This window comes from Streptosporangium sp. NPDC053982, from assembly GCF_055585205.1.
Genome location: NZ_JBVJKQ010000007.1, coordinates 81,518 through 102,693 on the forward strand (window position 1 = coordinate 81,518; position 21,176 = coordinate 102,693).

General features: G+C 73.2%; 17 protein-coding genes. 8 read left to right on the forward strand and 9 right to left on the reverse strand.

Annotated elements, in window-relative coordinates:
• Nucleotides 1-85 precede the first annotated feature (85 nt).
• The 7 genes from lon (at nt 86) to ACZ6W9_RS14080 (ending at nt 10,321) form a co-directional block, all read left to right on the forward strand.
• A complete protein-coding gene (lon, locus tag ACZ6W9_RS14050; protein ID WP_470118008.1) occupies nt 86-2,455 on the forward strand; it encodes an endopeptidase La in 2,370 nt (789 codons plus the stop codon).
• Between the two features lie 234 nt (nt 2,456-2,689).
• On the forward strand, nt 2,690-3,835 hold the full coding sequence (locus tag ACZ6W9_RS14055) for a Fic family protein (RefSeq protein WP_470118010.1): 1,146 nt from the start codon (nt 2,690-2,692) through the stop codon (nt 3,833-3,835).
• Between the two features lie 494 nt (nt 3,836-4,329).
• On the forward strand, nt 4,330-5,292 hold the full coding sequence (locus ACZ6W9_RS14060; RefSeq protein ID WP_389962918.1) for a methionine ABC transporter ATP-binding protein: 963 nt from the start codon (nt 4,330-4,332) through the stop codon (nt 5,290-5,292).
• On the forward strand, nt 5,289-5,945 hold the full coding sequence (locus ACZ6W9_RS14065; RefSeq protein ID WP_362938117.1) for a methionine ABC transporter permease: 657 nt from the start codon (nt 5,289-5,291) through the stop codon (nt 5,943-5,945). The genes ACZ6W9_RS14060 and ACZ6W9_RS14065 overlap by 4 nt, the downstream gene beginning before the upstream one ends.
• 150 nt (nt 5,946-6,095) lie before the next feature.
• Nucleotides 6,096-6,929 carry a MetQ/NlpA family ABC transporter substrate-binding protein gene (locus ACZ6W9_RS14070; RefSeq protein ID WP_389962923.1) on the forward strand — a complete coding sequence of 278 codons (834 nt, stop codon included), beginning with the start codon at nt 6,096-6,098 and terminating at the stop codon, nt 6,927-6,929.
• A gap of 198 nt (nt 6,930-7,127) precedes the next feature.
• Nucleotides 7,128-8,672: an AMP-binding protein gene (locus ACZ6W9_RS14075; protein ID WP_389962926.1), complete on the forward strand. Its 1,545-nt coding sequence runs from the start codon at nt 7,128-7,130 to the stop codon at nt 8,670-8,672.
• A 320-nt stretch (nt 8,673-8,992) separates the two neighbouring features.
• Nucleotides 8,993-10,321, forward strand: a complete 1,329-nt coding sequence (locus ACZ6W9_RS14080; protein WP_389962929.1) for a S1C family serine protease — start codon at nt 8,993-8,995, stop codon at nt 10,319-10,321.
• Nucleotides 10,322-10,630: 309 nt separating this feature from the next.
• Here the strand turns inward: ACZ6W9_RS14080 and ACZ6W9_RS14085 are convergent, their stop codons facing one another.
• From ACZ6W9_RS14085 to ACZ6W9_RS14120, 8 genes are all read right to left on the reverse strand, one after another.
• Nucleotides 10,631-11,371, reverse strand: coding sequence for an ABC transporter permease (locus ACZ6W9_RS14085; RefSeq protein WP_389962932.1), 741 nt, complete (start codon nt 11,369-11,371; stop codon nt 10,631-10,633).
• 170 nt (nt 11,372-11,541) lie between these two features.
• Nucleotides 11,542-12,426: an ABC transporter ATP-binding protein gene (locus ACZ6W9_RS14090; protein WP_389962935.1), complete on the reverse strand. Its 885-nt coding sequence runs from the start codon at nt 12,424-12,426 to the stop codon at nt 11,542-11,544.
• A 93-nt stretch (nt 12,427-12,519) separates the two neighbouring features.
• Nucleotides 12,520-12,834 carry a winged helix-turn-helix domain-containing protein gene (locus ACZ6W9_RS14095; protein WP_389962939.1) on the reverse strand — a complete coding sequence of 105 codons (315 nt, stop codon included), beginning with the start codon at nt 12,832-12,834 and terminating at the stop codon, nt 12,520-12,522.
• Nucleotides 12,831-13,457, reverse strand: coding sequence for a hypothetical protein (locus ACZ6W9_RS14100; RefSeq protein WP_389962941.1), 627 nt, complete (start codon nt 13,455-13,457; stop codon nt 12,831-12,833). Before ACZ6W9_RS14100 ends, ACZ6W9_RS14095 begins: the two co-directional genes overlap by 4 nt.
• A gap of 280 nt (nt 13,458-13,737) precedes the next feature.
• Nucleotides 13,738-15,591 (reverse strand): thiol reductant ABC exporter subunit CydC, encoded by a 1,854-nt coding sequence (gene cydC, locus ACZ6W9_RS14105; RefSeq protein ID WP_389962944.1) that lies wholly within the window; start codon nt 15,589-15,591, stop codon nt 13,738-13,740.
• Nucleotides 15,588-17,537, reverse strand: coding sequence for an ABC transporter ATP-binding protein/permease (locus tag ACZ6W9_RS14110; RefSeq protein WP_470118016.1), 1,950 nt, complete (start codon nt 17,535-17,537; stop codon nt 15,588-15,590). Before ACZ6W9_RS14110 ends, cydC begins: the two co-directional genes overlap by 4 nt.
• A gap of 21 nt (nt 17,538-17,558) precedes the next feature.
• Nucleotides 17,559-18,326 carry a cytochrome d ubiquinol oxidase subunit II gene (locus ACZ6W9_RS14115; protein ID WP_389962950.1) on the reverse strand — a complete coding sequence of 256 codons (768 nt, stop codon included), beginning with the start codon at nt 18,324-18,326 and terminating at the stop codon, nt 17,559-17,561.
• 25 nt (nt 18,327-18,351) lie between these two features.
• Nucleotides 18,352-19,536, reverse strand: a complete 1,185-nt coding sequence (locus ACZ6W9_RS14120; RefSeq protein ID WP_389962953.1) for a cytochrome ubiquinol oxidase subunit I — start codon at nt 19,534-19,536, stop codon at nt 18,352-18,354.
• A gap of 215 nt (nt 19,537-19,751) precedes the next feature.
• On the opposite strand from ACZ6W9_RS14120, the gene ACZ6W9_RS14125 reads away from it, so the two are divergent.
• On the forward strand, nt 19,752-20,081 hold the full coding sequence (locus tag ACZ6W9_RS14125; protein ID WP_362938080.1) for a PadR family transcriptional regulator: 330 nt from the start codon (nt 19,752-19,754) through the stop codon (nt 20,079-20,081).
• A gap of 42 nt (nt 20,082-20,123) precedes the next feature.
• Here the strand turns inward: ACZ6W9_RS14125 and ACZ6W9_RS14130 are convergent, their stop codons facing one another.
• Complete coding sequence (locus ACZ6W9_RS14130; RefSeq protein ID WP_470118019.1) at nt 20,124-21,134, reverse strand: LysR family transcriptional regulator; 1,011 nt, start codon at nt 21,132-21,134, stop codon at nt 20,124-20,126.
• Between the last annotated feature and the right edge of the window lie 42 nt (nt 21,135-21,176).

The window sequence follows — 21,176 nt, forward strand, 5'->3', positions numbered from 1 at the left end:
TCGCTCACGGCGAACACACTCAATCCCGGGAACATTTCCACGCTCCCATTAATTGAGTCGATGTAACTCAACCCTTGGAGTGCGCATGAGTGAGAGCTTGATCCTCCCGGTTCTCCCGCTCGACGACCAGGTCGTGCTGCCGGGAATGGTGGTCCCGCTGGACCTGTCCGAGGCCGAGGTCCGGGCCGCGATCGACGCGGCTCAGGCGCTCACCGAGAACAAGGGACAGGTCCTGCTCGTTCCCCGCATCGACGGCCGCTACGGCTCCGTCGGCGTCAAGGCCGTCATCGAGCAGGTCGGCAGGCTGCCCGGAGGTGAGCCCGCCGCCGTGGTGCGCGGCGTCGACCGCGTCCGCGTCGGCGCCGGCACGACCGGACCCGGCGCCGCGCTGTGGGTGCAGGCCACCGTCATCGAGGCCGTTCCGGCGGGCGAGCGCGCCGTCGAGCTGGCCAAGCAGTACAAGGCGCTGACCACCACCATCCTGCAGAAGCGGGGCGCCTGGCAGGTCGTCGACGCCGTCAACCAGATGGACGACCCGTCGGTCCTGGCCGACAGCTCCGGCTACGCCCCCTGGCTGGGCACCCAGCGCAAGGCCGAGATCCTCCAGATCGCCGACCCGGCCGACCGGCTGGCCAAGCTGGTCGAGTGGGCGCGCGAGCACCTCGCCGAGCTCGACGTCGCCGAGACGATCCGCAAGGACGTCCAGGAGGGCATGGAGAAGCAGCAGCGCGAGTTCCTGCTGCGCCAGCAGCTCGCCGCCGTCCGCAAGGAGCTGTCGGAGCTCAACGGCTCCTCCCCGGAGACCGAGGAGGAGGACTACCGCGCCCGCGTCGAGGCCGCCGACCTGCCCGAGAAGGTGCGCGAGGCCGCGCTGAAGGAGGTCGACAAACTGGAGCGGACCTCCGACCAGTCCCCGGAGACCGGCTGGATCCGCACCTGGCTCGACACCGTCCTCGACATCCCGTGGAACACCCGGACCGAGGATTCGTACGACATCGCCGCGGCCCGCGCCGTCCTCGACGCCGACCACACCGGCCTCGACGACGTCAAGGACCGCATCATCGAGTACCTCGCCGTCCGCGGCCGCCGCGCCGCCCAGGGGCTCGGGGTCGTCGGCGGGCGCCGCAGCGGCGCCGTACTGGCGCTGGCCGGTCCTCCCGGGGTCGGCAAGACCTCCCTCGGTGAGTCGGTGGCCCGCGCGATGGGCCGCAAGTTCGTCCGCGTCGCCCTCGGCGGCGTCCGCGACGAGGCCGAGATCCGCGGCCACCGCCGCACCTACGTCGGCGCGCTGCCCGGCCGGATCGTCCGCGCCGTCCGCGAGGCCGGCTCGATGAACCCGGTCGTGCTGCTCGACGAGGTGGACAAGGTCGGCTCCGACTACCGCGGCGACCCCACCGCCGCGCTGCTGGAGGTCCTCGACCCGGCGCAGAACCACACCTTCCGCGACCACTACCTGGAGGTCGAGCTCGACCTGTCCGACGTGCTGTTCCTGGCGACCGCCAACGTGCTGGAGGCCATCCCCGGCCCGCTGCTGGACCGCATGGAGATCGTCACCCTCGACGGCTACACCGAGGACGAGAAGGTCGCCATCGCCCGCGACCACCTGCTGCCCCGCCAGCTCGACAAGGCCGGCCTGACCGCCGAGGACGTCGTCATCGGCGAGGACGCGCTGCGCCGGCTGGCCGGCGAGTACACCAGGGAGGCCGGCGTGCGGTCCCTGGAACGCTCGATCGCCAGGGTCCTGCGCAAGGTGACCGCCAACGTCGCGCTCGGCGCCGGGGAGCTGCCGGTGACGGTGGAGGACCTCGTCCCCTACCTGGGCCGCCCGCGGCACGTGCCGGAGTCCTCGCTCCCGGAGTCCCGCCAGCGTACGGCGGTGCCCGGCGTGGCCACCGGCCTGGCGGTCACCGGAGCGGGCGGCGACGTCCTGTACGTCGAGGCGTCGCTGGCCGACCCGGAGACCGGGGACACCGGACTGACCCTGACCGGCCAGCTCGGCGACGTCATGAAGGAGTCGGCCAGGATCGCCCTGTCCTACCTGCGTTCGCGCGGCGCGGAGCTGGAGCTGCCGGTGTCCTCCCTCAAGGACCGCTCGGTGCACGTCCACTTCCCCGCCGGCGCCGTTCCCAAGGACGGCCCGTCGGCCGGCGTCACCCTGATCACGGCCCTGGCCTCGCTGCTGTCGGGCCGCCAGGTCAGGAGCGACGTGGCGATGACCGGCGAGGTCTCCCTCACCGGCCGGGTGCTGCCGATCGGCGGGGTCAAGCAGAAGCTGCTGGCCGCCCACCGGGCGGGCATCACCACCGTGCTGATCCCGGCCCGCAACGAGCCCGACCTGGACGACGTGCCCCAGGCGGTGCGCGACGAGCTGACCGTCCACACGGTCAGCGACGTGCGCGAGGTCCTGGAGATCGCGCTCACCCCGGCCAAGGTCGCCGACCGCGCCGCGGCCTGACCCGGCTCACGGGCCCGGCCCGGTTCACCCGGCCGGGCCCGCCTCCCGCGGCCCGACCGGCCGCCCGGGGTACGGCCGGCCGCGTGCGGCCCGGCCGTACCCGTGACGGCCCGCCCTTTTCGAGAGGGCGGGCCGTCCGCCGTTCCGGGCGGTCGCGGCGACCCGGCCGGTCCTCGAAGGGCATAAATGGACAAATCATTCATTCGCTTGAATGGATGATCCGTCCATGCTGTCATGGGGGGCATGCTGTACGGCACGCCTCGGCTGGAGGCCATCGACGACAAGGTCCTCGGCGAGATCGAGGAGATGCGGCGCGACCTGAAATACCGCCTCGCGGAGACCCACCGCTGGGACGGGAAACTCCGGCGCCACCTCCAGGCCCTGGCCATCCAGGGCTCGAACTCCATCGAGGGCTACCGCGCCAGCGTCGAGGACATCGAGTCGATCATGGCCGGTGAGGATCCGCTGGAGACCCCCGCCGCGGTGGCCAGGGAGATCTCCGGCTACCAGCAGGCACTCACCTACATCCGGATCCTCTCCCGCGCCAGGGCGTTCCGGTTCGACACCGGCCTGCTCCACGCGCTCAACTTCATGATGATCGGCCACCACGTGGACAAGACCCCGGGCGCCGTACGGCCCGGCGGCATCTACGTCCGCAACACGGCCACCGGCGAGGTCGTCTACGAGGGCCCGGACGCCGAGGAGGTGCCGGAGCTGCTGGAGGAGCTGACCGACTGGCTGAACTCCGGCGACCTCGACGCGCCGAGCTACGTGCGGGCGGCCATGGCCCACTTCAACCTGGTGAGCATCCACCCCTGGCGCGACGGCAACGGCCGGATGTCCCGGGCGCTGCAGACGCTGGTTCTCGGCCGCGACCAGATCACCACCCCGGAGTTCTCCTCCATCGAGGAGTGGCTGGGCACCCTGGAGAACACGGTCGACTACTACCGCGCCCTGTCCGGCACACGGCGGGACATCCGGTGGAACCCGCACGGCGACATGCTGCCCTGGGTGCGGTTCTGCCTGCGCGCCCACCACCTCCAGGCCCAGCAGGTCGGGCGGCGGCTGGCCGAGGCGGGGGAGGTGTGGACGATGCTGGAGGAGCGCGTCGACGCCGACGGCCTGAACCCGCGGACCGTCTCCGCGCTCTACGAGGTGTTCGTCAACCGGCGGCTGCGCCGCAGCCGGTACCAGGCCGACGAGGCGCTCAGCCAGGGGCAGGCGGCCCGGGACCTGCGCGACCTGGCGGCCGGGGGGTGGCTGCGGCCGTACGGGGAGACCAAGGGGCGCTTCTACGCGCCCGGTCCGCGGATGCGGGAGATCAAGGACGGCTTCGCCGCGCGGGCGGTCCCTCTGCGCGACCCCTACCGCCACGTCTGAGCCGGTGGCGCGTCTCGCGGTCTCGGGGGAGACCTGACGCCCGGCTCCACCGGCCCCGCCGGGTGGTCGCCGTACGGCTTCGGGGGAGGCCGTCGCGGTCCTCGGAACGCCCCCCGGGAGGCCGTATCCCCGGTTCTCCCTGGTCAACCCTACTTTGGTAAGGTGACCTGAATCACATGAAATATCAGGAATAGGGCTTCTAAAGCATGTGTTGACGCCCACGTGAAGACGACGCGCCGTGCCGCCCCGACCTCGACGGACCGAGGGTCGTGTCGTGGCATGTGCATGTGCGGAACGCGCCGGACCCGCTCCGCGCGCTGACCCCGCCCCCGCCCCGTCCTCTTCGCGAACCCATGAAGGCCTCCACCATGACCTGCCCCGCGGACCGTCTCGTCCTGCGCCGTCTGAGTCACCTGCCCTTCCACCCCGGCACCCGCTAGCCCGTCCCCCGCTCGACGTCCTTTCTTCGACATCCGTTTGGGGGATTCACAGCTGTGATCGACGTGTCAGGCCTGCGCAAGGTCTACCGGGATCGTGGACGCGAGGTGGTCGCCGTCGACGGCGTCGACCTCCGGGTCCGCGAGGGTGAGATCTTCGGTGTGCTGGGCCGCAGCGGCGCGGGCAAGAGCACCCTGCTGCGCTGCGTCAACCTGCTGGAACGGCCCACCGAGGGCACGGTGACCGTGGCCGGCCGGGAGCTGACCGCGCTGGGGGAGGGCGAGCTGCGCCTGGCCCGCCGGGGCATCGGGATGGTCCACCAGCACTTCGCGCTGATGTCCTCCCGCACGGTCGCCGGGAACGTCGCGTTCCCCCTGGAGGTCATGAAGACCGGCCGGGCGGAACGCGCCCGGCGCGTCGCCGAACTGCTGGAGCTGGTGGGCCTGGCCGACAAGGCGAAGGCGCACCCCGGGCAGCTGTCCGGCGGCCAGAAGCAGCGCGTCGGCATCGCCCGCGCGCTGGCGGGCAGGCCCGCGGTGCTGCTGTCGGACGAGGCCACCTCGGCGCTCGACCCGGCCACCACCCAGTCGATCCTCGCCCTGCTGAAGAGCCTCAACCGCGAGCTCGGCCTGACGATCCTGCTGATCACCCACGAGATGAACGTCGTCAAGTCGATCTGCGACTCGGCCGCCATCATGGCGGACGGCCGGATCCAGGAGTCCGGAGCCATCCCCGACCTGCTCGCCCGGCCGGGGTCCCGGCTGACGGAGGAGCTGTTCCCGCTTCCCCCGGCCGAGCCGGGCGCCGTCACGATCACCTTCGCCGGTCAGGCCGGCGAGCCGGTGATCTCGCAGCTGGTCCGCAAGTTCGACGTGGACGTCAACATCCTCGGCGGGGCGCTGGAGGAGGTCGCCGGGGTCTCCGCCGGACGGCTGCGCGTGCGCCTCACCGGCGGCGGCAGGGACGCCGCCCTCGCCCACCTGTCCGAGCGCGGCCTGCTGGTGGAGGAAGCCCGATGACCTGGGACGAGATGGCCCCCCTGCTGTGGGAGGCGACCTGGCAGACCGTCGAGATGGTCGCCTGGTCCACGCTGTTCACCGTGCTGATCGGGCTGCCGCTCGGCGTCGCGCTGATCGTCACCGACCGCGGCGGGCTGCTGCCCTCCGGGCCGCTGAACCGGGTGCTCGGGCTGGTGGTCAACATCGGCCGCTCGCTGCCGTTCATCATCCTGATGATCGCGGTGATCCCGCTGACCCGGATGATCGTCGGCACCACCATCGGCACGACCGCCTCGGTGGTCCCGCTGACCCTCGGCGCCGCGCCGTTCTTCGCCCGCCTGGTGGAGACCGCCCTGCGCGAGGTCGGCGACGACAAGGTGCAGGCCGCCCAGGCCATGGGCGCGAGCCGTACGACGATCGTCGGCAAGGTCCTGCTGCCGGAGGCCATGCCCGGCCTGGTCGCGGGCCTCACGGTGACCGTGGTCGCGCTGATCTCCTACTCGGCGATGGCCGGCGCCATCGGCGGCGGAGGGCTGGGGGACCTGGCCATCCGCTACGGCTACCAGCGCTTCGAGACCTCACTGATGATCGTCACCGTCGTCGTCCTGATCGTCATCGTGCAGCTCGGCCAGATGCTGGGCGACTTCGCCGCCCGCCGCCTGGCCCGCCGCTGACCTTCCGCGCCCCCGCGCCCCCCGCGCTCCTCCCGTCCCCCCGGGGTCCCGCCGAGACGGGTTCCCGGAGGGCCGGCCGTACCTTTCCCGTCCCCCGGAGGCCCCGCCGCGAGCGGGCCGCCGGACGCCGTATCCACAAGGAAGCACACCATGCGCAAGCTCATCGGAATCGTCTCCGCGATCATCGCGCTGACCCTGGCCCTGGCCGCCTGCGGCTCGGGCTCGTCCGGGTCCGGCGGTGAAGGCACGACCTCGGCCTCCGACGTCCTCAAGGTCGGCGCCAGCCCGGTCCCGCACGCCGAGATCCTGAAGTTCGTCAAGGACAAGCTCGCCGCCAAGGAGGGCCTGAACCTCGAGATCGTCGAGTTCACCGACTACGTCCAGCCGAACGTCCAGCTCGATGACGGCCAGCTCGGCGCCAACTACTTCCAGCACAAGCCCTACCTGGACGATTTCAACTCCTCCAAGGGCACCAAGCTGACCTTCGTGCAGCCGGTCCACCTGGAGCCGCTGGGCCTGTACTCCAAGAAGATCACCAGCCTGGACGCGCTGGGCTCGAACGCGACCGTCGCCGTGCCCAACGACGCCACCAACCTCGGCCGGGCGCTGAAGCTGCTCGCCGACAACGGCGTGATCACCCTGAAGGAGGGCGTCGGCACCGCCGCCACCGAGCGTGACGTGACCGGCAACCCCAAGAACCTGAAGTTCCAGCCGCTGGAGGCCGCGCAGCTGCCCCGCTCCCTCGACGACGTGGACGCCGCCGTCATCAACGGCAACTACGCCCTGGAGGCGGGCCTGAAGCCGGCCGAGAACGCGCTGGTGCTGGAGAAGTCCGAGAACAACCCCTACGCAAACGGCCTGGTCGTGGCGGCCGGCAAGGAGAAGGACCCGCGCGTGGTCAAGCTCGCCAAGCTGCTCGCCGGTCCCGAGGTGAAGCAGTTCATCGAGCAGCGGTACAAGGGCGCGGTCATCCCCGCCTCCTGACCCCGCGCCGTGCCGTACGGGCCCACGGCCGTTCCGTACGGTTCCGCGGCGTTCCCCGTGCGAGTCTCGCGCCCGTGCCGTTCCGCACACCCCGCGCCACGCGCGTGCCGCACGACCGGGCCGCGGCCTCCGGACACCCGGAGCCGCGGCCCGGTCGTCTCTTCTCACCGGGCAACCGGCAGAGTAATGTTCGGTTTCATGCACCCGGGAGCGATCGCCGCCACCTCGCCGGACAAGCCCGCCGTGATCATGGCCGACTCCGGGCAGGTCGTCACCTACCGTGAGCTGGACTCCGAGTCCAACCGGCTGGCCCACCTCCTCCGGGCCGCGGGACTGCGGCCGGGCGACCACATCGCCTTCATGCTGGAGAACCACCCGCTGTTCCTGACGATCGCCTGGGCCGCCCACCGGTCGGGCCTGTACTACACGGCGATCAGCTCCCGGCTGCGGACCGACGAACTGGCCTACATCGTCGACAACTGCGGGGCGCGGGTCTTCATCTCCTCGGCCTCCCTGGCCGACGTGGCCGCCTCCGTCACCGCCCTGACCCCGAAGGTCGAGCTGCGGCTCATGCTCGACGGCGTCCCGGAGGGGGCGGAGGGGTTCGCCTCCTACGAGGAGGCGGTGGCGGCGCACCCGCCCACCCCCGTCGCCGACGAGTGCCAGGGCGCGGACATGCTCTACTCCTCGGGCACCACCGGCCGCCCCAAGGGCGTCAAGCCCACCCTGTCCAAGGCGCCGCTGGACGCGCCCGGCGGCCTGCTGCAGCTCGTGAGGCTGCTGTTCGCGCCGTCGGCCGACAGCGTCTACCTCTCCCCGGCCCCGCTGTACCACGCCGCCCCGCTGCGGTACTGCATGACCTTCCAGCGGCTCGGCGCGACGGTCGTGGTCATGGAACGGTTCGACCCCGAGCGGGCCCTCGCGCTCATCGAGAAGTACGGCGTGACCCACTCGCAGTGGGTGCCGACCATGTTCATCAAGATGCTCAAGCTGCCCGCCGAGGTCCGCGCCCGCCACGACCTGTCGTCGATGAGGTGTGCCATCCACGCCGCCGCCCCCTGCCCGATCCCGGTCAAGGAGCGGATGATCGGGTGGTGGGGGCCGATCATCCACGAGTACTACGCCGGCACCGAGGGCAACGGCTTCCTGCACGTCGGCTCCGAGGACTGGCTCAAGCATCCGGGCACGGTCGGCCGCGCCCTGCTCGGCGTCGTGCGCATCCTCGACGAGGAGGGGGAGGAGCTGCCGCCGGGCGAGCACGGCACGGTCTACTTCTCCGACGGGCCGCGGTTCGTCTACCACGGCGACGAGGCCAAGACGGAGGCGTCGCGCGACCCCCGCGGCCGGGGCTGGACCACCCTCGGCGACATCGGCTACCTCGACGAGGACGGCTTCCTCTACCTGACCGACCGCCGCTCCTACATGATCATCTCCGGCGGGGTGAACATCTACCCGCAGGAGGCGGAGAACGTCCTGTCGGTCCACCCGAAGGTCGCGGACGTCGCGGTCTTCGGCGTCCCCGACGAGGAGATGGGCGAGCAGGTCAAGGCCGTCGTCTCGCCGGTCTCGATGGACCTGGCCGGTCCCGCGCTGGAGGCGGAGCTGATCGCCTACTGCCGGGAGCGGCTCGCGCCGTACAAGTGCCCGAAGTCGGTGGACTTCCGCGAGGAGCTGCCCCGCCACCCCACCGGAAAGCTCTACAAGCGCCTGCTGCGCGACGAGTACTGGCCCACCGGACGCTGACGCGCGCCGTCGCGGCCCGTTCCCGGGCGGCTCACCCCGCGCGGTCCGCCCCCGGGCGGATCGTCCCGCGTGCGGCCCGCCCTGTAGGGTCCACCCTGTACGGCCCTTCCACGTGGCCCGGCGTGATTTCCGTCACCGATCTCCGGGGCCGGCAGGACCCGCTGACCACGGCGCATAAAGCCCGCGTCAGAAGAGCGCTTCTTTCCCGATCATCCTCTTAACCTGGTCTTACACCCTCTCCGGCATCTTTGGATGCACTGGAGTCACCGGTCGCCGCCCCGGCTCGGCACGGGCGGACGCGAGGAGTTGGGGAGCAGGACATGGAACCGAACAAGGATGGGCAGGACACCACCCCGGCCGATGTGACCGGCTGGAGCCAGTTCGGCAAGGTGCCGCCGCGAGCGGGAGGCTTCGCCGCCTCCAGGGCCGAAGGCCCGCAGCCGACGATGATCCACCCGATGCCGGAGACGCTCACCGCCCCGGCGCCCGGAGCCGTCCCCGCTCAGCGGACGCGGCTCACCGCCGCACAGAAGATCGGCGCGGGGCTGGCGCTGGCCGTGGCGGCCGTCGGGGGCGGCGTGGTCGGCTCCGTCGCCACGGCCTCGTTCGACGACGGTCCCACCGCGGTGCCGGCCGCGGTGTCGGCGCCGCTGGCCGCCCCGGCCGGCAACGTGACCACGGTCGCCGACGTCGCCGCGGCGGTCCAGCCGTCGGTGGTGTCCATCCAGGTCAAGACCTCCGGAGGCAGCGGCGAGGGGTCGGGCGTGGTGCTGACGGCGGACGGCATGATCCTGACCAACAACCACGTGGTCGAGGCCGGCGGGCAGGGCGGCGAGGTGACCGTCAAGTTCAGCGACGGCAAGACCGCCACCGCGCGGGTCGTCGGCACCGACCCGGCCACCGACCTGGCGGTGATCAAGGCGAACGACGTCTCCGGCCTCACCGCCGCGTCGCTCGGCGACAGCGACAAGCTCAAGGTGGGCGACTCCGTGCTCGCCGTCGGCAGCCCGCTGGGCCTGTCCGGCTCGGTCACCGCGGGCATCGTCAGCGCCCTGGACCGTACGGTGACCGTCGGCGGCCAGCAGCAGCAGCCGCAGCTCCCGCCCGGCTGGGGCGGCGGCTGGGGCGGCGGGCAGCAACAGCAGCAGTCCGCGAGCGGGCCCACCACGATCGGCCACGCGATCCAGACCGACGCGGCGATCAACCCCGGCAACTCCGGCGGCGCGCTGGTCGACACGCGCGGCCAGGTCGTCGGCGTCAACTCGGCCATCGCCACCAACGGCGGCGAAGGCAACATCGGCGTCGGCTTCGCCATCCCGATCAACACGGCCAAGCAGGTGGCCGACCAGCTCATCAAGAGCGGCAAGGTCTCCCACGCGTTCCTCGGCGTGAACCTCGCCCAGGCCACCGGTGACGCGGCCGGCGCCCTCGTCGCCCAGGTCACCGCGGACAGCCCCGCGGAGAAGGCCGGGATCAAGCAGGGCGACGTCATCACGAAGATCGGCAGCACCGCGGTCGACGGCCCCGACACGGTGGTCGGCGCGGTGCGCGGCCTCAAGCCGGGCCAGGAGGTGTCGCTCACCTACGTCCGCGACGGCCGTGAGCAGAACGTCCGGGTGACCCTGGAGGAGAAGACCACCACCTCCTGACGACCCGACACGCCCGGCCCGCCGTACGCCCGGCCGGACCGCCCGGTGGCACGCGCCGCCGTACGGCCCGGCGGACCGGCCGGGCCGTACGGAGAGAGCCCGGGGACGGATGCTGCTCACTCCCTGGAGAAGGACGTGCCGCCGGAAGGAGGGGATCCGGCGGCACGTCCTTGTGTTTCACGATGCGCTCCCGGTGCTCTCCCGGTGCGGGAAGGGCCCGCGACGCCGGAGTGGAGGGCGGTCCGGAACGGCTCCGGGCCGGATCCGGGCGGGGGAGCGATCCGGACCCGGCCCGTGGGCGCGGTCGCCTCAGGAGAAGCGGCGGCCCTCGTCGCGGCGGTAGGCCCAGACGGCCAGCGCCCCGGCCACCACGGTCCACACCGCGAGCATGACCAGCGGAAGCATCCGGGGCGCGGGCCCGCCGACCGCCGCCCAGACCAGCTCGGCCCCGCCCCGGGTGGGCAGGTAGGGGGCGACGGCGGCGATGAACGCGGGCGGGTCCGTCGGGCTCATCAGCAGGCCGCCGCCCACCGCCATCGGCAGCAGCACGAGCTGGACGACCGCGATCGCCGCCTTGGCCGGCAGCAGATAGCCGACGAACAGCCCGATCAGGGTGAACGGGACCGACGCGACGAGCAGCGCGCCCAGGCCGAGCAGCAGCTGCGACGGGGTCACGGTCGCCTCGGTGAGCGTGGCCGCGATGACGAGCACCGGCAGGATGCCGAGCAGGGTCATGATCAGCCCGTTGAGGATGTTGGACCCGAACCTCGGCCACGGGCCCGCCGGCAGGGTGCGCATGTACGGGTCCCACGGCTGGGCGCGGTCGTCGGCGACCCCGAGGCCGTGCGTGAACAGGGCGGTGGACATCACCGAGAACGTCATCATCGACCCGGTCGCGAGGGTGGCCAGGAGCGGGTCCTCCCCGGTGAACGGGACGACGAAGAACAGCATCGAGGCCGAGGGGAAGAAGGTGTTGCCGACCACCGCGATCGGTACCCGGATGGTCTCCAGGAACCGGTACTTGGTGTGGGTCAGGAGGAGCGACGACATGGGGGCGTCCCTTTCTCGGGAGCGTGGGAACCGGGGATTCCCGGAAGTATGAGAGCCGGGGAGAGGAAAAGCGGTGCGGGGCGCGGAGCCGCCGGACAGGGCGGCGCGGAACCGGGGCGACGCGGCGGGGAGCGGACGGCCGCGACGCGACCGGGGCCCGCGACCGGGGTTCAGGCCGCCTGGGGCTCGCGGGCGGTGATGGTCAGGAACGCCTCCTCCAGGGAGGTGGAGGCGATCTCCAGGCCGGAGAAGGGGACGTCGGCCCGGACCAGGGCCCGGACCAGCGCGTCGGCGTCGGCGGTGAGCAGCAGGACACGGGAGCCGTCCCGCTCGGCGCGCACGACGCCGGGCAGGTCGGGCAGCTCCCCGGCGGTGAGTGTGACGCGGCGCATCCCGGCGATGCCCCGGATCGCCGTCACGGTGTCGTCGGCCAGGACCCTGCCCCGGTCGACCACCACGACCCGCTCGGCCAGCGCCTCGACCTCCTCCAGGTAGTGGCTGGTGAGCACCACGGTGCCCCCTCCGGCGTGGAAGTCCCGGACGGCGTCCCACAGCGCCCGGCGGGCCTCGACGTCCAGGCCGGTGGTCGGCTCGTCGAGGAAGACCAGCCGAGGGTCCCCGGCGAAGGCCAGCGCCACCGCGAGCCGCCGCTTCTGCCCGCCCGACAGCCCGCCGATCTGCCGGCGCTCCATCCCGGTCAGCCCGAACCGCTCCAGCAGTTCCCCGCGGGCGGCGCCGCGGGGGTAGTGGGCGGTGACGAAGTCGACCACCTCGCGGACCCGCAGGGTCGACGGCAGGCCGGTCTCCTGCGGGGTGACGCCGATGTCGCGGCGCCGTACGGGGTCGGCGGGGGAGCCGCCGAACAGCTCGACCCGGCCCGAGTGGGGCCTGCGCAGCCCGGCGAAGAGGTTGATCAGGGTGGACTTGCCCGCTCCGTTGGGGCCGAGCAGGCCGACCAGCTCACCCCGGTGGATGTCGAGCGACACCCCGTCCAGGGCTGTCACGCTGCCGTAACGGCGGGTGACCTCGATGGCGCGTGCCAGCGTCTCCATCATGTGCCTTTCGTATCGTGCGGGGTCTGTGGGGGAGGCGGGGCGGCCTCCGGCCTTCGGCGTCGGCCGCCGGCGGTCGGCCGCCGACGCCGGTCGTCAGTCGTCGGCGGGCGGTGCCGCGGCGTCGAGCAGCGAGCGGATCTCGGCGGTGTAGTCCTCGAAGGCCAGCCGGCCCCGCCGGGTGAGGGCGACGTAGGTGACGGGGGTGCGCCCCCGGTGGGTCTTGGTGATCTCGACGTACCCGGCGTCCTCCAGCTTGCCGAGGTGCACCGAGAGGTTGCCGGCCGTCATGTCGAGGAGGTCACGCAGGCCGGGGAAGGTGACGGTGTCGCCCTCGCGGAGGGCGTTGAGCGTGGCGACCACCCGCAGCCGGGCCGGCGCGTGGATCACCGGGTCGAGGCCGGGGGTCACCGGTGTCTCGCCCTGCGCAGCAGCAGTCCGGCCACGATCGACCCGCCCCCGCCGCCCGCCGCCATCAGCAGCGAGTGCCAGCCGGGGCCGGCCATCACGCCGGCCGCGTTGAGCACGGCCAGGCCGGCCCCGAAGAGGTACATCGTCCGGTCGTCCCAGACGGCGCCGCCCGCCACGTAGAGCATGGCGACCGTCATCATCGACAGGCCCGCCCACAGCAGGCCGGTCTCGGCCGCGGGAAGCAGCTGGCCGAACCGGATGCCCACCGTCCACACGCCGAGGAAGCCCAGGCCCCAGGCCATGCCGTACCTGGTGCCGCGTTCCTGGGACGCCCCGCGCACCGGGCTGCGCAGCTGCCACATGGTCGCCGCGCTGATCACCAGAGCGGCGACCGTGAGCACCCAGAGGACCACCAGGGCCGTCCAGACCGGTACCGGCGCGTACGGCCTGCCGGACAGGCCGTAGCTCAGGAAGAGCGCGCCGAACCCGGCCAGCCAGGCCACTCCCCAGGCCAGGAAGTGCGGCACCGGGTTCGGGGTGAACCGCTCGGCGGCGGCCGTCTCCTGCTGCTCGATGAGCCGGAGCATCTCCTGCGGGCTCAGCACCCGCTCGTCGTCGTCCACGGTGTTCCTTCGGCGGTAAACAAGTTTGCGTTGCAAACCCTCTGGTTTGAACTGTAAACCTGCTTGCGCCGCCAACTCAACCCCTCAGTGCGATTCGGGGGAGAAACCTCGCGGAGAGGTCCGGCGGAGAGACCCGGCGGAGACGCCTGCGGAGGCAACCGGGGGAGGCCGGGCGGAGACGTTCACGGAAGCAACCGGGGGCGGGCGGAGACGGCCGCCGAACCGGCCCCCCGGACGGCCGGGCTTCCCGGGGACGGGGGAGCCGACCCGGCGGGGCGCCTCAGCGGCGGGAGACCATCTCCTCCGACCGCCACAGGTCGCCGTAGTAGCCGGGGACACCCACCAGCTCGTCGTGGGTGCCGCGCTGCGTCACCCTGCCGTTCTCCAGGACGATGATCTCGTCGACCTGCTCCAGACCGTGCAGGCGGTGCGTGACCAGCAGCGTCGTACGGCCCCGCGTGGCGTCCAGCAGGTCGGCCATGAGAGCCTCGGCCGTCTCGGTGTCCAGCGCCTCGGCGGGCTCGTCCAGCAGCAGCACCGGCGGGTCGTGCAGCAGGGCCCGCGCCAGTGCCAGCCGCTGGAGCTGCCCGCCGGACACCGTCCGGGCGTCCTCGCCGAGCACGGTGTCCCAGCCGGTCCGCTCCACCCACGTCTCCAGGCGGGCCCGCCGCACCGCCTCCGCCAGCTCCTCCGGGCCGGCCTCGGGGCCGGCCAGCAGCAGGTTGTCGCGCAGCGACGCCCGGAACACGTACGGGTCCTGGGTCAGGCCCGTCATCACCGCGCGGACGTCGTCGGAGGCCAGTTCGCGGATGTCGGCGCCGTTCAGCCGGATCGCTCCGGACTCCGGCTCCACCAGGCGCATCAGCGCCGAAAGCAGCGTGCTCTTGCCGGCCCCGCTGGGGCCGACCAGGGCGACGCGCCTGCCGGGGGTCAGGGTCAGGCTGACGCCGTCGAGCGCGGGGGCGCGGCCGTCGCCGTGCCGGACCACCAGGCGGGAGACCTCGACGGACGGCGGGCCCGCCGGTACGGGCAGGGGGCGGGCCGGCTCGGAGACGGCCGGCGGGGTCGCGCGGATCTCCCGCAGGCGGCGCAGGGCGGCCAGCACCCCGGTCAGCCGTTCCCCGGCCGCGGCCATCGGCAGCACCGGCTCGAACGCCACCAGCGCGGTCAGCGCGAGCACCGCCGTGGCGACCGGGCCCGTCCCGGCGCCCCGGGCGACCAGCACGACGGCCAGGACGGTGAGGCCCTGGGTGAGCACGCCGGCGCCGGTGGCCAGCGCGTTCCCCCGCGCCTGGCGGCGTTCCAGCCGGGCCAGGCGGGCGTCGGCCTCGGCGCAGGCCGCCAGTGCCCGGTCCCCGGCGCCGTAGGCCGCGAGGTCGGCCGAGCCGTGCACCAGGTCGGCGACCCGGGCCGCCAGGTCGGCGCGGGCCGGGGCGATCCGCGCCGCCCAGCGGCGGGCCGCGGCGGCGGTGCCGGCCGGGATCAGCGCCCCGGCCACCGCCAGCCCGGCCAGCAGCGCGAGGGCCGCCGCCGGGTGCAGGAACGCGGCGAGCACCACGGCGGCGACCGCGGTCACCAGTGCCGCCGCCGCCGGGAGCAGGACGCGCACCAGCAGGTCCTGGGCGGCGTCGGTGTCGTCCACCATCCGGCTGAGCAGGTCGGCACCGCGCCGCCCCGGCAACCCGGCGGGGATGAGCGCCTCGTACAGCCGCTCCCGGGTCGTGGCCTGGGCGCGCAGCGCCACGTCGTGCCCGGCCAGGCGCTCGCCGTAGCGCAGGACGCCCCTGGTAGTCGCGAACGCCCGCACCCCCACGATCGCCACGCTCAGCGCGGCCAGCGGGGGCTGCTCGGCCGCCCGGGTGATCAGCCACGCCGCCGAGCCGATCAGCCCGAGCCCGGCGAGCTCCGCCGCCGCGCCGGCCACCGCGGCCAGGGCCAGCCGCCTGCCGGGCCGTACCGGCGCATTCGTCCGGATGGGAGCATCCTCAGCCCTCACCGTGGTGGCCGTTTCCTCCCGTCTCGTACCGTCACGGCCTGAACCGTCCCGGTCCGCGTCGTTCCGGCCCGTGTCCTCCAGGCCCGTGCCGTCCCGGCCCACCGTGGTGTCCTCCCGCTCCTCGTCCCGCCGGCTCATCGAGCCTCCCCGGCCGGGACGGCGGCCACCACGCGCCCGTCGGCGATCCTGATCACCCGGTCGGCGATGTCGATCATCGCGGGCCGGTGCGCCACGATCACCGCGGTACGGCCCCCGGTCAGCTCCCGGGTCGCGGCCACCACGGCGGCCTCGCTACGGCCGTCGAGCCGGGCCGTCGGCTCGTCGAGCAGCAGGAGGCCGGCCGACGGGCGGCAGAACGCCCGGGCGAGCGCGACCCGCTGCCGCTGCCCGGCCGACAGGTTCGCCCCGCGCTCGCCCAGCACGGTGTCGTAGCCCTCGGGCAGCGCGGCGACGAACTCGTCGGCGTGCGCGGCGCGCGCCGCGTCCCGGACCTCGGCGTCCGTCGCGCCGGGGGCGCCGAGCCGGATGTTGTCGGCCACGGACGCGGCGAACAGGTGCGGCCGCTGCGGCACGAACGCCAGCCGGGCCCGCCAGGCGTCGAGCTCCGCGAGCTCCGCGGGCTCCGCGGGCTCCGCGTGGTTCCCGGGCTTCGCGTGGTTCCCGGGCTCCGTGGGCTCCGGAGGCTCCGCGACCTCGCCGGACCGGGGCTCGCGGGGCCCGCCGAGTTCCACGCCGTCCACGAGGACCCGGCCCGAGGCGGGGGCGACGAAACCGAGCAGCAGGTGCAGCAGCGTGCTCTTGCCCGCGCCGCTCTCGCCGACCAGCGCGACCCGCTCGCCGGGCGCGATCACCAGCGAGACGTCCTCCAGCGCCGCGTCCTCGCGGCCCGGGTAGCGCACGGTGACGTTCTCCAGCCGGATCTCCGGCGCCGCACCGCCATCGGCGCCGCCACGCGCGCCGTTCCCCCGGGCGGAGGCCGCGCCGGCCACCGGGGCCGCGCCGGCCACCGTACCGATGGCCGCGCCGGCCACCGTACCGATGGCCGCGCCGGCCACCGTACCGATGGCCGCGCCGGCCACCGTACCGATGGCCGCGCCGGCCACCGTACCCGCCGCGCCGTCCCCGGAGGTCGCGCCTGCCGCCGGGGGACCGGCCCGCTCGTCCAGTACGGCGAACGCCTCGTCGGCCGCGGCGACCCCCTCCATGGCCGCGTGGAACCTGTTGCCCATGACGCGCAGCGGCAGGTACGCCTCCGGCGCCAGCAGCAGCACCAGCAGCGCGGCCGAGAGGTCCAGCGACCCCGACAGCAGCCGCAGGCCCACCGGCACGGCGACCAGCGCCAGCGACAGCGACGCCGCCAGCTCCAGCACCAGCGACGACAGGAACGCCACCCGCAGGGTGCGCATCGTCGCGGCGCGGTGGGCGTCGGCCACCTTCGCGATGACCTCGGCCTGGTAGCGGGCACGGCCGAAGGCCCGCAGCGTGGGCAGGCCCCGGACCACGTCCAGGAAATGGCCGCCGAGCCGGGCGAGGGCCCGCCACTGCCGCTCGGTGACGGCCTTGGTGTGCATGCCGACCAGCGCGCCGAAGACCGGGATGAGCGGCAGCGTGACCAGCACGATCAGCGCGCTGGTCAGGTCGGCGGCGAACAGCCGGACCAGCACTGCGATCGGCACCACGCCGGCCACCGCGACCGCCGGGAGGTATCCCGTCAGGTAGGGGTCGAGGGCGTCCAGCCCCCGACCGGCGAGCGTGACCAGCTCGCCGGAGCGGTGCGCGGCCAGCCGTGCCGGGCCCATGTCCCGCAGCCTGCCCAGCAGCCGGAGGCGCAGCGTGGTCTTCACCCCCGCGACGGTGCGCCCGGCCGCCACGCCCTGCAGCAGGCCGAGCGCCGCGCGGACCGCGACGACCAGCGCCAGCAGCCCCAGCGCGGAGGTGGCGAACCGCCCGGACAGCACCCCGGCGAGCAGTTCCGCCTGGACGAGGACGAGCGATCCGGCGAGGACCGCCGCGGCCAGGCAGAGGGCCAGGTGCCCGCGGACGGCGCGCTCGCCGCGCGCCAGCCGTAGGAGATCCTTGTGCATGCGAACCTTAGAAGAGCGACGCTAGAAGAACGACGGCATCCGGTCGGCGGCGCTCCGGGGACCGAAGGCGCGCCACACCCATACTTGCGCACCGACCATCAGGGGCGTGAACGGCAGGATTATGACACTGAGCACACCCAGCGTCTCCGCCGACGCGACGCGCTCCAGCAGCCACGGGGCGCCGGCCGCGGCCACCGCCGCGGCCGGCGCGGCGGCCACGCACGCCGACACCAGCAGCGCCGTCCCGGTACGGCGCGCCCCGGTGGGGCCGTCCGGCAGGCGCCAGGAGGCGAACGTCCAGCCGTGGAAGGCGAACGCCGCGGCCACCAGCAGCCCGGCGCCGATGCCCGGCAGCCCGATCGCGGGCCCGGACAGGCCCCCGGCCATCGCCGCCAGCGCCATGCCCCAGCTCAGGGCCAGGCCCGCCGAGCCGGCGAAGACCGCCCAGTCCCAGGCCGCCCGCCAGGACGGGCCGTCGAGGCGGCGGCGGAACCACAGGCCGGCGTCGCGCACGATCCACGACAGGAGCAGGGAGACGACCAGTGGGTAGAGGCCGAACAGGGCCTCCCCCTCGGCCGCGGGGAAGGCGCCGAACAGCACGCCCGCCACCGCCACCAGCCACACCTCGTTCGCCAGCACGAACGGCGCCATGGCGGCGACGATCCGGTCGCGGTCCCGGGGGGTACGGCCCAGCACGGGCAGCAGCAGCCCCAGGCCGATGTCGAAGCCTTCCAGGGCGAAGTAGCCGATCAGCAGCAGAGCGAGCACGCCCAGCCAGAGGATGTCCATGTGCCTTCCCGGGGGTCGAAGGGGGTCAGAGGCTCAGCGCGGGCTCGCGCTCGGCCGGATCGGCCGGGCCGGGGGCGCCGAGGGCGACGGAGGAGGGGCCGCGCCGTACGGCGCGGGCGATCAGGAGGTAGTCGGCGACGGCCAGCAGGCCCAGCACGCCGGCGAACCCGATGAGCGAGGCGGTGACCATGCCGGAGGTGAGGCCCGGGGACATGGCGTCCGCGACGGTCAGCTTCTTGTTGATCAGCCAGGGCTGACGGCCGACCTCGCGGGCCAGCCAGCCGCAGATCGCGGCGACGAACGGCAGCGGGGTCATCATCATCAGCAGGGGCTGCGCCCACCGCCAGCGCGGCAGCCAGTACACGGCGGGCAGCAGCACGAACGCGAGCAGGAGCTGGAGCGTCTGGCCGATGAGGATCATCAGGCCGAGCCCGGCCCCGGCCAGCGGCTCGGCGCTGAACTTGCCCGGCTGGTACTGGCCGAGCATGCCGAACTGGGCGTAACCGAATCCGACCGTGATCAGCGAGCCGACGGACGCGACGATCACGCCGAGCCGGAGCGGACCGGTGAAGAACTCCCGGTCGCCGTCGCGCCGGTACAGGTGGTAGGCGCTGGCGCCCATCACCACGAAGCCGCCGGTCCACAGGGACGCGCCGATGACGTGGGGCAGGGACATGGCCAGCGCCGGGTTGGTCAGCAGCGCCCCGAAGTCGGTCAGCACCAGCCGGCCGCCCCGCTCCACGGCGCCGGCCGGGTTCTGCAGGAACGAGTTGGCCGCCATGATCCACAGCGCGGAGGCGTAGGCGGTCAGCGTCACCAGCCAGATGCAGGCCACGTGGAGCCACTTCGGCAGCCGGTGCCAGCCGAAGATCCACAGGCCCAGGAACGTGGACTCCAGGAAGAACGCGCCGAGCGTCTCGATGGCCAGCGGCGCGCCGAAGACGTCGCCCGCGTAGTGCGACAGGCCGCTCCAGCTCAGGCCGAACTGGAACTCCATCACCAGCCCGGTGAAGATCCCCAGGGCGTAGTTGATCACGTAGATCTGGCCCCAGAACCGGGTCCGGCGCTCGTGGAGCGGCCTGCCGGTCAGCGCGTACCGCGTGTGCGTGATCGCGACCAGGGGGGCCAGGCCGAGGGTCAGCACGACGAACAGGAAGTGCAGGCTTCCCGTCACGGCGAACTGGGTCCGGGCCAGGTCGAGCACGTCCACGATCTCACCTCCGTCACATCTCTTGTTGTGTCTGTCTACCTATAGGCACTCTACATGTAGCACGCCTACATGTAGGATGCCTATTCGAGAGGTAGGGTGACGAGGGTGAGCGAGCGAGCCGACAAGAGCGACGGCGCGAGGGCCGTGCCTCCCTCGCGTCCCGCGTCCTCCGCCCGTCCCGCGCGTCCTACCGCGGAGACGACCGGGGAGGCGGTGTGAACACCGACGCGCTCCGCGGGCACATGGACGCCCTGCTGCTGTCGGTGCTGGAGAACGAGCCCCTGCACGGTTACGCGATCATCGAGGCGCTCCAGGAGCGCAGCGGGGGCGCGCTCAGCGTGCCGACCGGCACCGTCTACCCGGCGCTGCGCCGCCTGGAGCAGGCGGGATACCTCGCCAGCGAATGGGCCGTGGTGGGCGGGCGCAAACGGCGCACCTACCGGCTGACCTCCTCCGGCCGCACCGCCCTGGCCGGGGAGCGCTCCGCCTGGCGCGAGTTCACCGGAGCCATCGGCAGCGTCCTGGAGCCTCGCACCACCCGCTGACCCGCCGTGCCTCCCCGGAGGACGTTCGGACTCGGCAGGCGTCTAACGACTCCTGGGGCCCGGGGTGAAGAGAGCGCGGTCGGGGTCCGGGAGCCATTGGCTGCGCGGGTCGAACGGCCGATAGCCGCCCGTGACGTGGCGGATGAGCAGCCGCAGCGCCGGGTGCCGGTTCCGGGGATGGTGGAGCAGCGACCACGGGTAGACGGGGACGGGGCCGACGAGGGGGATCCGGACGGTGTCCGGGTGCCAGGGGAGGCGTGACCTCTCTCCGACGAGGCTCATCCGCCGGCCGGCGCCGACCTCGGACACGAAGTGCTCATAGCCGAAGTCGGGGCCGGAGGTGTCGATGCCGATGTCGAAGGCGGCGCCGAGATGGCAGTGGTACTCGGCCCATTCGCTTCCGGCCGCGTTGCCCGGCATCCACACGGTGGATCCGGCCAGTCGCGCCGTCTCCACCCGCCGCCGGCCGGCGAGGGGGTGGTCGCGGCCGACCAGCAGGTGCGCCGGTTCCAGGTAGGCCGGTACGCAGGTGAGGCCCTCCACCGTTCCGCTGACGCGGCAGAAGGCCGCGTCGACGGTTCCGCGGGCAAGCGTGCCGCGTGCGGACCTGAGTCCTTCCGAGCCGACGATTTCGATGTCCGTTCCCCTCCCGGTGGCTTCGTAGAACCCCTGGACCAGGTCGATGGCCGCCGTCCGGGTGTCCAGCACATCGATCCGCAGCGCGCGTCGTCGGTCGCGCAGCATGGCGAGCGCCTGGTCGGCGGCGTTGACGAGGGCGCGCGCATGGGGGAGGAACGCCTTGCCGTCCTCGGTGAGCTCCGCTCCCGTACGCGAACGGGACAGCAGTCGCATGCCGAGGTCGGACTCGAGCCTGGCGATGCGCTTGGAGACGGCCTGCTGGCTGATTCCCAGCCTGGCCGCGGCCTCGCTGAAATACCGGTCCTCGGTGACGGCGAAGAAGGCGCGGACCGCGGCGATATCAAGATCCCCCTCACCTTCATGTACACCAGATGGTTGTGATTCCTCGGCGTGCCGGTTGTTGGACAACTCCATCAACTCTCAGGTCGAATGCTCAGGCTCGCGGATGAATCTACA